The organism is Amycolatopsis roodepoortensis (genome assembly GCF_014873915.1).
GTDB classification, from domain to species: Bacteria; Actinomycetota; Actinomycetes; order Mycobacteriales; family Pseudonocardiaceae; genus Amycolatopsis; species Amycolatopsis roodepoortensis.
Map to the genome: position 1 here is coordinate 1,072,860 of NZ_JADBEJ010000008.1, position 12,498 is coordinate 1,085,357.

Genomic DNA, 12,498 nt, shown 5'->3' on the forward strand with positions numbered 1-12,498 from the left:
GCGGTTAGGCTTTCCTAACCGGAGCATAGGATGGCGGATGTCCACAGTGGAAGTTCGTGTTGGAAAGGCGACAGCGGGCGCCCTGCTGGTCACCCTTCTGGCTGTGATCTGCGTCGCGAGCATCGCCCTCGGTGCGCGTTCGATTCCTTTGGGTGTCGTGTGGGACGCGATCTTCCATCCCGCGGGTGTGCCGGATCACCTGATCGTCCGTTCGCTGCGGGTGCCGCGCACGTTGCTCGGTGTCCTCGCGGGGCTCGCGCTCGGCGCGGCCGGTGCGCTCATGCAGGGCCACACCCGTAACCCGCTCGCGGACCCCGGCCTGCTCGGCGTCACCCAAGGCGCGGCGTTCGCGGTGGTGCTCGCCGTCGTCGTGCTGGGCATCGACGACCTGTACGCGTTCATCTGGTTCGGCTTCGCGGGCGCGCTGATCGCGAGCGCGGTCGTCTTCCTGCTCGGCGCGGTCGGTGGCCGCGGCGCCACACCGGTGACGCTCGCACTGGCCGGAGCCGCGGTGAGCGCCCTGCTCAACGGCGTCATCTCCGCGATCGTGCTCGGCGACGACCGCGGGATGGAGACCTACCGGTTCTGGCACGTCGGCTCGATCGCCGGCCGGGATCCCGCGATGATCGGCCAGATCGCCCCGTTCGTGGCCGCGGGCCTGCTCCTCGCGGTGATCAACACCCCTGGCATGAACACGCTCGCGCTCGGTGACGACGTCGCCGTCGCGCTCGGACGGCGGGTCGGCCGGACGCGGCTGCTCGGGGTCGCCGCGATCACGCTGCTGACCGGCGCGGCCGTCGCCGCCTGCGGCCCGATCGCGTTCCTCGGCCTGCTGGTCCCGCATTTCGCGCGGGCCATCAGCGGACCCGACTACCGGTGGCTGGTGCCGTTCTCCGCCGTGCTCGGCGCGATCCTGCTGCTGGCGGCGGACCTGCTCGGCCGCGTCGTCGCCTCGGACAACCTGGAGGTCGGCATCATGCTGGCGGTGCTCGGCGTGCCGGTGTTCGTCCACCTCGTCCGCAAGAAGGGCCTGGCACGGATATGACGGCTCCCAAGGTGATCTCACTCGGCCCGGCGGCCTGGACCGTCCGGCCGAGGACGCTCGCCGTCGTGCTCTTCGCGGCGGTCGCGCTGGTGCTGGTCGCGGCGCTGAACATCGGTATCGGCACCTCCCACATCGGCGTCGGCGACGTTTTGAAGACGCTGTTCGGCGGCGGTACCGCGCGGGAACGCGGGATCATCTTCGACCTGCGGATGCCGCGTACCTTGACCGCGATCGGCGTCGGCGCCGCCCTCGGGCTGTCCGGCGCGCTGTTCCAGACCATCGCCAGGAACCCGCTGGCCAGCCCGGACATCCTCGGCATCACCTGGGGTGCGGGCGTCGGCGCGGTCGGCGTGATCGTCGCGGGCGGTACCGGCGGCCAGGTCAGCGGCCTGGCGAGCACGCTGGGCGTCCCGCTCGCCGGGCTGGCGGGCGGCGTGATCGCGGGAATCCTGCTGTACGCGCTTTCGTGGCGGCGCGGGATCGACGGCTACCGGCTCGTGCTGATCGGCATCGCGCTTTCGGCCGTCGGCTACAACCTCGTGTACTGGATGCTGACCATCGGAGACGTCGACAACGCCGCGCGGGCGACGACGTGGATCGTGGGCAGCCTCGCCGACGTCGGCTGGGAATCGGTCGCTCCGGTCCTACTGGCGCTGGCCGTCCTCGCGCCGATCACCCTGGTCGCCGGGCACACCATCGGCGGCCTGCAGTTCGGCGACGACACCGCGCGCGGCCTGGGTATCCGGGTCGACGCCGCCCGCGCGACCCTGCTGCTGCTCGGTGCGGCCTTGGCCGCCGTCGCCACCGCGGCCGCGGGCCCGATCACCTTCGTCGCGCTGGCCACCCCGCAGATCGCCTTGAGGCTGGTCCGCTCCGCGCAGCCGCCGTTGTTCGGCTCGATGGTCCTCGGCGCCCTGCTGACCGTCGGCGCGGATTTCGTCGTCCGGGTGACGCCGGGCCTGTCCGGGCTCCCGGTCGGGGTGCTGACGGCGATCCTCGGGGCGCCGTATCTGATCTTCCTGTTCATCCGCAGCCGTAAGGAGGAGCGCGCGTGAACGCCAGACTGCGTGCCCGGGAATTGGAACTCGGCTACGGCGAAACGCCCGTCGTGACCGGGCTGGACCTCGACGTCCTCGACGGGACCGTCACCGCGATCATCGGCCCCAACGGCTGCGGCAAGTCGACCCTGCTGCGCGCGCTGGCGCGCTTGCTCAAGCCACGGCAGGGCGCGGTGCTGCTCGACGGCGAGCGCATCGACAAGCTGCCGACCCGCGAGGTCGCCAAGATCATCGGCCTGCTGCCGCAGACCCCGTCCGCGCCCGAGGGGCTGACCGTCTCCGATCTGGTCCGGCGGGGGCGGCATCCGCATCAAAGCTGGTACCGGCAGTGGTCTTCCTCCGACGACGAGGCGATCGAGCGGGCGCTGCGGCTGACCGGGATGGAAGAGCACGCCGGCCGGGTCGTCGACCAGCTTTCCGGCGGGCAGCGGCAGCGGGCGTGGATCTCGATGACGCTGGCGCAGGAGACCGGCCTGCTCCTGCTGGACGAGCCGATCACGTATCTCGACCTGGCGCACCAGATCGACGTGCTGGACCTGGTGTACCGGCTGCACGAAGAACGTGGCACCACCGTGGTGATGGTGCTGCACGATCTGAATCTCGCCGCCCGCTACGCCGACAAGCTGGTCGCCATGCGCGGCGGCCGGATCGTCGCGCAGGGCCCGCCCGCCGAGGTGCTCACCGAGCCGCTTCTCGAGGAGATCTTCGGCCTGACCGCGAAGGTCATGGCGGATCCGGTGTCCGGTACGCCCCTGGTCGTGCCGGTGAGCGCACACCTTCGGGGGTAAGGCCGCAACCTGCCCGTCGGCTGGGCGTCTAACAGGCATGGAAAGAAGGGCGTTCCTCAAACTCGCCGGTGCGACGGCGGCCGGGTTGGCCGCGACGGCGTGTTCCGCCGCGCCTCCGGCCCAGGCGCCCAGCTCCGCTCCGGGAACGTCGTTGCCGCCGAGCACCGACGTCACGCCGCCGTCCGGCCCGCCGGACTGGGCGGCGTTGCGGAACAAGGTTTCCCTGCTCTTGCCGGGGGATTCCGGCTACGACAGCGCCAAACGCGTGTTCAATCCTGCCTTCGACGGGTTCAAGCCCGCCGCGATCGCGAAATGCGCCAAGCCCGAGGATGTGCAGGCGGCTGTTTCCATCGCGGCGAGACGGGTTCCCATCGCCGCGCGCAGTGGTGGGCACAGCTACGCCGGATACTCGGTTCCCGACGGGGGATTGATGATCGACCTCGGTGGAATGTCCTCAGTGGACGTCCAAGGTGAACAGGTCGTGATCGGCGCGGGCGCGAAGCTGAAGGACGTCTACGCGGCGCTCGGCGGGGCGGGCCGTTGCCTGCCCGCGGGTTCCTGTCCCAGCGTCGGGATCGCCGGGCTGACGCTCGGCGGCGGAATCGGTGTGCTCGCGCGGAAATACGGGCTCACCTGTGACCATCTGGTGTCCGCGCAGGTCGTCACGGCGGACGGGAAACTGCGGACGGCGTCGGCGGATTCCGAGCCGGAACTGTTCTGGGCGCTGCGCGGCGGGGGAGGCGGCAACTTCGGTGTCGTCACCTCGTTCACCTTCCGTACCGATCCGGCGCCCTCGGCCGTTTCGGTGTTCTCCTTGCGGTTCCCGGCGGGCAGCGCGAACGACGTCGTAGCCGAATGGCAGCGTTGGCTTCCCGAAGCGCCGCCCGAGCTGTGGGCGAATGTCGTGCTGTCCGGCGGATCGACGGTCGGTGTGCGCATTTCCGGTTGCTACGTCGGCGATTCCGCTTCGCTGGGCAGGCTTCTCGACCAGGTCGGTGGAACGCGGACGGTCAAGCAGCTCGACTACCTCGGTGCCATGAAGTACTTCTCCGGCAGTGAGAACCGTCAGTCCTTTGTGGCCTCATCGCGGATACTCGAAGAACCGGTGGAGCCCGCGAAACTGACGTCAGTCCTCAAGGGCAGGCAAGGAATGGACCTGCTGGTCGACGGTCTCGGCGGCGCCGTCGCCGATATCGCCCCGGACGCCACCGCGTTCTGGCACCGGAAGGCGATCGGGAGCGTGCAGATCTACAGTCAGGCGGACGTGAGCAATCGTTCCGCGGCAACGAAATCCGTCGCGGAGGTGGTGTCGGGTCTCGGGCTGGGCGGGGGCTACGTCAACTACATCGACCCCGCCCTGCCCGACTGGATGACGGCCTACTACGGCGGCAACGTCGCGCGCCTCAAGCAGGTGGCGAAGACCTACGACCCGGACAAGGTGTTCGGGTTCGCGCAGGCCGTCACCCGGGACTAGAGGTCGATGCCGGTGAAGACGGTGACCCGTTCCTCGGTCAAGTCTTGCATCGCGGCGAGGACGCCTTCCCTGCCGACGCCCGATCCCTTGACGCCGCCGTAAGGCATCTGGTCCGCTCGGTAGCTCGGGACGTCGCCGATGATCACGCCGCCGACTTCGAGTTCCGTCGACGCGTAGAAGGCGAGATGCACGTCGCGGGTGAACACCCCGGCCTGCAAGCCGTACGCGGATTCGTTGACCGAAGCGAAAGCCTCGTCCACGCCGTCCACAATGGACACGGCGAGCACCGGGCCGAAGATCTCCTCGGCCCAGGCCTTTGTGGACGGTGGCACGTCGGTGAGCACGGTCGGCTCGACCGTCGCGCCGTCCCGTTTGCCGCCGGTGAGGATCTTCGCGCCGGCGGCGACGGCCTCGTCGATCCAGGCGACGATCCGCTCCGCCGCGGCCTCGTCGACGACCGGGCCCACGTCGGTGTTCTTGTCGTACGGGTCTCCGGTTCGCTGTGCCCGCACGGCTTCCACCAGTGCGGGCACGAATTCCTCGGCGACCTCACGTTCGACGATGACCCGCTGCACGGCGATGCAGGACTGTCCGGCCTGGTAGTTGCCGAAGGTCGCGATGCGTTCCGCGGCGCCTTCCGGATCCGGCCAGTCGCGGAGCACGACGGCGGCCGCGTTGCCGCCGAGTTCGAGCACGACGTGCTTGCGTGGCGCGGCGTCCGCGATCGACCAGCCGACCGGACCCGAGCCGGTGAACGAAACGACCGGCAGCCGGGGATCGGCGACCAGCGCCGACGTCTCGTCGTTGCCGAGCGGCAGCACCGAGAACGCGCCTTCGGGCAGGTCCGTCTCGGCCAGGATCTCGCCGAGGATCAGCGCGGCCAGCGGCGTGCGCGGCGCGGGTTTGACGATGATCGGCGCGCCGACCGCGAGCGACGGCGCGACCTTGTGCGCCACCAGGTTCAGCGGGAAGTTGAACGGCGCGATGCCGAGCACCGGTCCGCGCGGGATCCGGCGGGTGAGGGCCAGCCTGCCTTCGCCCGCCGGATCGGTGTCCAGGCGCTGCAGGTCGCCGCTGAACCGGCGGGCCTCTTCGGCCGCGATCCGGAACACCGACACCGCTCGCCGGACCTCCGCCTCGGCCCACTTGAGCGGCTTGCCGTTCTCGGCGGTGATGACCTCGGCGATCTCCTCGGTCCGGCCGGCGATGACCCGCGAAACATGGTCGAGCGCCGCGGCGCGGCTGTGCGCCGACGACCGGCGGAACTCCTTCGCGACGCTCGCCGCCGCGCTCACCGCTCGTTCGACCTGCTCCGGGCCGGGCACCGCGACGGTGGCGACTTCGCTGCCGTCGTAGGGGTGGTGCACGGTGATCGTCGAAGCGCCCTGCTCGGGGCGTCCGGCGATCCAGGCGGGGCGCGGCTCCGGGGTGATCATGTCCATGGAGACAAGGTATTCGAGGCAGGGCTTGACGAGCACCTCGAGCATCGCGTTTAGCCCGCTAAACGCGATCCGGCCGTGGGCGTGAGCGAAAGAGGTCGCGCAGGAGGAGGACCTCGGCGCCGTGGTGGATGGCCTCCCGGTTGATGTGGAGGACGAGGGTCGCGAGCGGGTACTCCGCGTACGGGCCTTCGGCCTCGCCGCAGGGGCGCTGGAGGTCTTCGGCGGTGAGGCCGCGGACGCCGTCACGCCAGTGCGCGTAGGCGTCGTCGAGTTGCTTCAGTGCTTCTTCGGCGGAGGCCGCGTAGGGGAAGGTCTGGTAGTCGGCGGGCGGACCGCCGAAGTGCGACGCGTTCCGCATCGCGAAGACGCCGACGATGATGTGGGCGAGGCGCCAGGCGATCGTCGTCACGGGCGGCGGCGATGGCTCCGGATACGCCCAGTCGATCGTCGGCTTGCCGCTCTCGTCCCGCCGGATGCTCCAGCAATCCTCGACGGGTTCCCAGAGGTATTCGTCGTCGATGAGGTCGTCCAGCCGGGGCCGGAGATGCCGCGTCCAGTGCCAGTCGAGCTGTTCGGAGAGTTCCTTGCTCCAGTCGATGTCCATGTCCGGACGGTAGGACGCCTCGCGGTCATCCGCTGCCCTGAATCGTGAGGGGGTTGGCGACGAGGTGGCCCGGCCCACCTGGGACGATGGTGGGGAAGCGTACTGCTCTGATCTGGAGGTTTCAGGTGCCAAGTCCCACCGGTCCGGTACTCGTCGTGGACTTCGGGGCGCAGTACGCGCAACTGATCGCGCGGCGCGTGCGTGAGGCGCAGGTCTACTCCGAGGTCGTCCCGCACACCGCCACCGCCGAGGACATCCTCGCCAAGGACCCCGCCGCGATCATTCTTTCCGGTGGTCCTTCCAGCGTGTACGCGGAGAACGCCCCGGCTCTCGCCCCCGGGCTGGTCGACGCGGGCGTGCCGATCCTCGGCATCTGCTACGGCCACCAGGTGCTCGCGCAGGCCCTCGGCGGGACGGTCGAGCCGACCGGGATCCGCGAGTTCGGCCGCACCGAGGTCCGCGTCGCCGGTGAAGGCGGCGTGCTGCACGCCGGTCTCCCGAGCAACCAGCCCGCGTGGATGAGCCACAACGACAGCGTCACCAAGGCTCCCGAGGGCGCCACCGTGACCGCTTCGAGTGACGGCGCCGCCGTCGCCGGGTTCGAAGACGTCGAACGCCGCTTCGCCGGCGTCCAGTACCACCCGGAGGTGCACCACTCGCCGCACGGCCAGGAGGTGCTCCGCCGCTTCCTGCACGACATCGCGGGCATCAAGCCGCAGTGGACGACGTCGTCCATCGTCGACGACCAGGTCAAGCGCATCGCCGAGCAGGTCGGCGACGGCCGGGCGATCTGCGGGCTCTCCGGCGGGGTCGACTCCGCCGTGGCCGCCGCGCTGGTCCAGCGGGCCATCGGTGACCGGCTGACCTGCGTGTTCGTCGACCACGGTCTGTTGCGTTCCGGCGAGCGCACCCAGGTCGAGCGCGATTTCGTCGCCGCCACCGGGGTGAACCTGGTGACCGTCGACGCGCGGGATCGGTTCCTCGACGCGCTGGCCGGGGTCACCGACCCGGAGGAGAAGCGGAAGATCATCGGCCGCGAGTTCATCCGCGTGTTCGAGCAGGCCGAGCGCGACCTCAAGGCCGAGGGCGACTACAAGTTCCTGGTACAGGGCACGCTGTACCCGGACGTCGTCGAGTCCGGCGGCGGCGAGGGCGCGGCGAACATCAAGAGCCACCACAACGTCGGCGGCCTGCCCGACGACCTGCAGTTCGAGCTCGTCGAGCCGCTGCGCCTGCTGTTCAAGGACGAGGTGCGGCGCGTCGGGCTGGAGCTCGGGCTGCCGGAGACGATCGTGCAGCGGCAGCCGTTCCCCGGTCCGGGGCTCGGGATCCGGATCATCGGCGCCGTCGACGCCGAGCGGCTCGAGACGCTGCGCGCGGCCGACGCCATCGCGCGTGAGGAACTCACCGCGGCCGGGCTGGACGGCGAGATCTGGCAGTGTCCGGTGGTGCTGCTGGCCGACGTCCGCAGTGTCGGGGTCCAGGGCGACGGGCGGACCTATGGGCACCCGATCGTGCTGCGGCCGGTGTCGTCCGAGGACGCGATGACCGCGGACTGGACGCGGCTGCCGTACGAGGTGCTGGAGCGGATCTCGACCCGGATCACCAACGAGGTCGCCGAGGTGAACCGGGTGGTCCTGGACGTCACGTCCAAGCCGCCGGGCACCATCGAGTGGGAGTGACCGCTCCCGGCTCGGACCTGCGTTTAGCGGGCTAATCGCGATCTGCCGCCTCTGGGCACCCAGGCGACCGGATCGCGTTTAGCCCGCTAAACGCGCTCTGGGTTCTGGGGGCACCCGGCGCGACCCGGATCGCGTTTAGCCCGCTAAACGCAGGTCGGCGGCCGGGGCATCTGGAGCGGCCCGGATCGCGATTAGCCCGCTAAACGCAGGTCCGGGCGCAGGTGGGAGCAAGGCGAAGGCCCCGGCGAGGGGCCGGGGCCTTCGGAGTGGGGTGGAGCGTGAAGCGGCGCCGCTAGCGGCGGCTCTTGCGCAGCGAAGCCGCGAGCAGCATGACGCCGACGAAGATCGCCCCACCCGCCATGACCCACCGGAAGTCGAACTGCGGGAGCCACGAGGCGCCGTCCGAGAGGACGTACCCCGACACCAGCAGCGTCGCGATCCCGAAGATCAGGGTGAAGACGTCCACCCCTCGCTTGGCGGGCTGCGACGACTGGGCCTGCGCGTTGTCGTAGTCGTACTCAGCCACGGCGCACCTCCACGTTCCCGACACCGTTCTCGACCTTCACGGTGATCTTCTGTCCATTGGTGCCCGGCGACGTGAAGTCGACGACCTCCTCGCCGACCCCCGAGCGCGACTGGCCTAGGCAGTCGATGTCGCCAGCGCCCGTCTCGCAGGAGACCTTCACTTCGGCGCCCGCCGGCACGAGCACCGTCGAGTTGCCCGCCCCGTTCGAGACCTTCGTGCTCACCGACGCGCCGGCGGGCAGCTTGGTCAGGTCGACGTCGATGTTCCCCGCCGACCGGTGGTACTCCGGGAGCACCTCGGACGCCTGGACGGGCGTCGCCGTCAGGTCGCCGACGCCGCCCTTCACCGAGAAGTTCTCGAACGGGACCGTGGTCAGCGCCATCCCGACGATCGCGAGCGGCACCGCGAGCCCGATCAGCCCGCGGCCGCCCCGGACGAACGAACCGGCCACCAGCCCGATACCGATCACACCCAGGGTGAGCCCGACGACGTGTTGCGGAGTGAACCACGCTTCGCCGTCCAGTCCCAGGACGGTGCCGACCCCGGCGACCAGCACGGCGATCCCGAAGGTCGCGACACCGATCTTCGACTTACGACCGCGGGGCGCGGGCGGCGCGGGAGACGGCGGAGGAGTCTGCGGCGGCAGCCCGCCGGATGGCGAAGCATTCGGCAGATCCCAAGCGGACGGGTCCGCCGCGAGCGGGTCCCAGCCGCCCTCGGTCGCCGTCGAGGTGGAGGCCGCTGACGCCGATGCCATGGAGAACGCGGCCGTCGGATACACCGGTGCGGGCATCGTCGGCCGGTTGAACTGCCCGCGGTTGCGGTGCAGCAGATACAGCGCGACGGCCATCAGCGCGAACCCGATCAGCCCGGTGCCGTCGGCCATCCAGCCGCCGCTCAGGGTCCAGGTGAGCCCGGGGAAAAGCAGAAGCAGCAGCAGCACCGCGAACGCCGGCGAGCTCGACGCGCGCCCACGGCCGATCAGGCTCTCGAACGCGGAAACGGGGTCGCCCTCCTGCGGCAGGAACAGCCAGCCCAGCAGATAGACGAAGACGCCGAAACCGCCGAACACGGTCGCCGCGACCAGCGCGACCCGGACCACGGTCGGGTCGATGCCGTACCGGTAGCCGATACCCGCGGCGACGCCGGCGAACTTGCGGCCGGCCACCGGACGGACCGGCCTGCTCCGCCAGAAATCCTTGACGGTCTCCTCGAAGCCGGCCGCGGGGCCGCGCTTCGGAACCTGTGTCTCACTCCCACTCATGCCACAAAGAATGCGCCCCGCCGGGCCCCACCACATCCGGGAACGTCCCTGAGGTTTCCCCCAGCGGGAAGAGTCAGGGGTTTCCCCGATGGATCGGTACCCCGTGGCATGTGACCATGGAGAACGTGCAGGAATCCGCCCCCAACGACCTCGCCGAGCAGGTGAAGCCGACGATCATCGAGCGCCCTCCGGTGCCCGTTCCCGGCAGCCTGTCCCCGGCACCGTTCGAGCCGCCCAAGATGTACCGCCGCCGTTCCGGCCGCGCCATCGCGGGTGTCGCCGGCGGTCTCGCCGATCACCTCGGCGTCAAGGTGCTCTGGGTCCGGACGGCGTTCGCGTTGCTGGCCGCGCTGAACGGCGTCGGCCTGCTCGCCTACGGCCTGCTCTGGGTGTTCGTCCAGCAGCAATCCGGTGAAGTCGAGCCGGAGAAGTCCGCGCCGAAGGAGAAGCAGCAGGCGTTCGGCCTGATGGCGCTGGGGGTCGGCCTCGCCGTCGCCAGCGGCACGCTGACCGGCCTGATCAGCGGCTGGGTCGCCATCCCGCTGGCACTGGCGATGATCGGCGCGGCCGTCGTCTGGCGTGAGGCCGACGAGTCGCAACGCCGCCGCTGGCGCCTCGGTGCCAAGGGCGGTGTCGCCACGGCGTTCCTCGGCGGCGGTGGCTGGTCGGCCGCGATCCGCGTGGTCGCCGGCGTCGCGCTGGTGATGACCGGGATCGGCGTCGTCGTGCTGGAGAGCGGCAGCATCGACCAGGTCAAGTTCGCGCTGGTCGCCGTGATCGCGACGCTGTTCGGGGTGGCCGTGCTGACCGTCCCGTTCTGGCTGCGCCTGGTCCGTGACCTGTCCGACGAGCGCATGGCCCGCATCCGCACCGACGAACGCGCCGAGATCGCCGCGCACCTGCACGACTCGGTCCTCCAGACCCTCGCGCTGATCCAGAAGCAGGCGGATTCGCCCCGCGAGGTCGCGAGGCTCGCGCGCGGTCAGGAACGTGAGCTGCGGGGCTGGCTGTACGGGCCGTCGGGGTACGGCAAGAACAAGAAGACCGAGGACGAGGCCGTCAGCGGCCAGCTGTCCGAAGTGCTCGCTGCCGCGTGCGGCGAGGTCGAGGACGCGTTCGCGATCTCGGTGCAGCAGGTCGTCGTGGGGGAGGCCACGCTGAACGAGCCGCTGACCGCGTTGGTCCAGGCGGCGCGCGAAGCGATCGTCAACGCCGCCAAGCACGCGGGTGTCGACGAGGTCAGCGTGTACGCCGAGGTCGAGCCGACCGCGGTGACGGTCTTCGTGCGCGACCGGGGGAAGGGGTTCGACCCCGACGTCGTGCCGAGCGATCGGCACGGGCTCGCCGATTCCATCCGGGGGCGGATGGAGCGGCACGGCGGGAAGCTCAAGCTTCGTACCGCACCGGGTGAAGGGACCGAGGTCCAGCTGGAGATGCCGGTCAAGGCGGGGAAGGGCGCGGCGTGAGGTCGCTATGCTCACGGGACAGGGCGAGCGAGGGAGCATCGTGACGGAGAACCAGCAGACGCGGGAGCCGGTCAAGGTCTTCCTCGTCGACGACCACGCGCTCTTCCGCGCGGGTGTGCGCACCGAACTGGACTCGATCACCGACGACGTCCGCGTGGTCGGCGAGGCGGGCTCGGTCGCCGAAGCGGTCGCGGGTATCGCCCGGACCAAACCGCAGGTCGTGCTGCTCGACGTGCACATGCCGGACGGCGGCGGCGCCGAGGTGCTGCGCCGGGTCCGGCCGGAACTGCCGGACGTCGTGTTCCTCGCGCTGTCGGTCTCCGACGCCGCGGAAGACGTGATCGCCGTGATCCGCGCGGGGGCGCGGGGGTACGTCACGAAGACGATCTCGTCGAAGGAGCTCGTCCGCGCCGTCGTGCGGGTCTCGGACGGGGACGCGGTGTTCTCGCCGCGGCTGGCCGGGTTCGTGCTCGACGCGTTCGCCGACCGGCCGGGTTCCGCGCCGATCAGCGACCCGGATCTCGACCTGCTGACCCCGCGCGAGCGCGACGTGCTGCGGCTGCTCGCGCGCGGGTACGCGTACAAGGAGATCGCGTCGGAGCTGTTCATCTCGGTGAAGACCGTCGAGACCCACGTGTCGAGCGTGCTGCGGAAGACGCAGCTTTCGAACCGGTACGAGCTTTCGCGCTGGGCTTCCGACCGGCGTCTCGTCTAGGTGGCGGCTGTTCTCATCGGCCTGGTGGCCGTGTTCTTCCTGGGCATGGGGCTGCTCGGGCTCGTCGCGCCGAAGCGGCTGATCCGGCCGTTCGGTATTTCGCTGGAGTCGGCGACGGCGCGAACCGAGGTGCGCGCGGTGTACGGCGGCTTCGGTGTGGCTGTCGCGGTGCTGCTCGGGTTCGCGGCTTTCGACGTCGGCGGGATCCAGCGGGGTGTCGCGATCGCGGTGGCCGTCGCGCTCGCCGGGATGGCCTTCGGGCGGCTGGTCGCGCGGTTCGCGGAGCGGCCCGAGCGGTTCTATCCGAGCTGGCTCTACTTCTGGGTCGAGCTCGTTCTCGCCACTCTGCTCGTCCTCGCGGTCGCGTCGCCTTTAGCGGGCTAAACGCGATCCGGCGAGCCCCCAGGCCCCACCGCATCGCGTTTAGCCCGCTA

12 protein-coding genes are annotated in these 12,498 nt (G+C 70.4%); 8 read left to right on the top strand and 4 right to left on the bottom strand.

Annotated features, from left to right (window positions below; all coding sequences use genetic code 11):
* Positions 1-37 precede the first annotated feature (37 nt).
* Genes H4W30_RS42945 through H4W30_RS42960 form a run of 4 tightly spaced genes read left to right on the top strand, consistent with a single transcriptional unit; the run spans position 38 to position 4,365 of the window.
* A complete protein-coding gene (locus H4W30_RS42945) occupies positions 38-1,045 on the top strand; it encodes a FecCD family ABC transporter permease (protein ID WP_225950844.1) in 1,008 nt (335 codons plus the stop codon).
* On the top strand, positions 1,042-2,100 hold the full coding sequence (locus tag H4W30_RS42950; protein ID WP_192747871.1) for a FecCD family ABC transporter permease: 1,059 nt from the start codon (positions 1,042-1,044) through the stop codon (positions 2,098-2,100). The genes H4W30_RS42945 and H4W30_RS42950 overlap by 4 nt, the downstream gene beginning before the upstream one ends.
* Positions 2,097-2,891 carry an ABC transporter ATP-binding protein gene (locus H4W30_RS42955; protein WP_126736626.1) on the top strand — a complete coding sequence of 265 codons (795 nt, stop codon included), beginning with the start codon at positions 2,097-2,099 and terminating at the stop codon, positions 2,889-2,891. The genes H4W30_RS42950 and H4W30_RS42955 overlap by 4 nt, the downstream gene beginning before the upstream one ends.
* Before the next feature lie 37 nt (positions 2,892-2,928).
* Positions 2,929-4,365: an FAD-binding oxidoreductase gene (locus H4W30_RS42960; protein ID WP_225950845.1), complete on the top strand. Its 1,437-nt coding sequence runs from the start codon at positions 2,929-2,931 to the stop codon at positions 4,363-4,365.
* On the opposite strand, the gene H4W30_RS42965 is transcribed toward H4W30_RS42960, so the two are convergent.
* Both H4W30_RS42965 and H4W30_RS42970 read right to left on the bottom strand, forming a co-directional pair.
* Positions 4,362-5,807 (bottom strand): aldehyde dehydrogenase family protein, encoded by a 1,446-nt coding sequence (locus H4W30_RS42965; RefSeq protein ID WP_192747872.1) that lies wholly within the window; start codon positions 5,805-5,807, stop codon positions 4,362-4,364. The two genes, H4W30_RS42960 and H4W30_RS42965, sit on opposite strands and share 4 nt — an antisense overlap.
* Positions 5,808-5,865: 58 nt before the next feature.
* Complete coding sequence (locus H4W30_RS42970; RefSeq protein WP_192747873.1) at positions 5,866-6,411, bottom strand: DinB family protein; 546 nt, start codon at positions 6,409-6,411, stop codon at positions 5,866-5,868.
* Positions 6,412-6,536: 125 nt separating this feature from the next.
* On the opposite strand from H4W30_RS42970, the gene guaA reads away from it, so the two are divergent.
* Positions 6,537-8,093: a glutamine-hydrolyzing GMP synthase gene (gene guaA, locus H4W30_RS42975; RefSeq protein ID WP_016331177.1), complete on the top strand. Its 1,557-nt coding sequence runs from the start codon at positions 6,537-6,539 to the stop codon at positions 8,091-8,093.
* Positions 8,094-8,385: 292 nt separating this feature from the next.
* On the opposite strand, the gene H4W30_RS42980 is transcribed toward guaA, so the two are convergent.
* Together H4W30_RS42980 and H4W30_RS42985 are read right to left on the bottom strand one after the other, a co-directional pair.
* Positions 8,386-8,619, bottom strand: a complete 234-nt coding sequence (locus H4W30_RS42980) for a hypothetical protein (protein ID WP_126736629.1) — start codon at positions 8,617-8,619, stop codon at positions 8,386-8,388.
* Entirely contained in the window at positions 8,612-9,883 is a 1,272-nt protein-coding gene (locus H4W30_RS42985) for a PspC domain-containing protein (protein ID WP_192747875.1), read from the bottom strand. Before H4W30_RS42985 ends, H4W30_RS42980 begins: the two co-directional genes overlap by 8 nt.
* 110 nt (positions 9,884-9,993) lie before the next feature.
* Here H4W30_RS42985 and H4W30_RS42990 point away from each other — a divergent pair, with 110 nt between their 5' ends.
* From H4W30_RS42990 to H4W30_RS43000, 3 genes are read left to right on the top strand one after another with little or no spacing between them, the layout of a single operon-like run.
* The gene (locus H4W30_RS42990) at positions 9,994-11,349 is read left to right on the top strand and encodes an ATP-binding protein (RefSeq protein WP_192747876.1); all 1,356 of its coding nucleotides are present in this window, start codon (positions 9,994-9,996) and stop codon (positions 11,347-11,349) included.
* A 7-nt stretch (positions 11,350-11,356) separates the two neighbouring features.
* Entirely contained in the window at positions 11,357-12,064 is a 708-nt protein-coding gene (locus tag H4W30_RS42995; RefSeq protein ID WP_085939730.1) for a response regulator, read from the top strand.
* On the top strand, positions 12,065-12,448 hold the full coding sequence (locus H4W30_RS43000; protein ID WP_192747877.1) for a DUF4345 family protein: 384 nt from the start codon (positions 12,065-12,067) through the stop codon (positions 12,446-12,448).
* Positions 12,449-12,498 lie beyond the last annotated feature (50 nt).

Bases quoted from the DNA above. Each gene is read 5' to 3' on its own strand.
- H4W30_RS42945 (WP_225950844.1), top strand. From the start codon at position 38: ATGTCCACAGTGGAAGTTCGTGTTGGAAAGGCGACAGCGGGCGCCCTG.
- H4W30_RS42950 (WP_192747871.1), top strand. From the start codon at position 1,042: ATGACGGCTCCCAAGGTGATCTCACTCGGCCCGGCGGCCTGGACCGTC.
- H4W30_RS42960 (WP_225950845.1), top strand. From the start codon at position 2,929: ATGGAAAGAAGGGCGTTCCTCAAACTCGCCGGTGCGACGGCGGCCGGG.
- H4W30_RS42965 (WP_192747872.1), bottom strand. From the start codon at position 5,807: ATGGACATGATCACCCCGGAGCCGCGCCCCGCCTGGATCGCCGGACGC.
- H4W30_RS42970 (WP_192747873.1), bottom strand. From the start codon at position 6,411: ATGGACATCGACTGGAGCAAGGAACTCTCCGAACAGCTCGACTGGCAC.
- H4W30_RS42985 (WP_192747875.1), bottom strand. From the start codon at position 9,883: ATGAGTGGGAGTGAGACACAGGTTCCGAAGCGCGGCCCCGCGGCCGGC.
- H4W30_RS42995 (WP_085939730.1), top strand. From the start codon at position 11,357: ATGCTCACGGGACAGGGCGAGCGAGGGAGCATCGTGACGGAGAACCAG.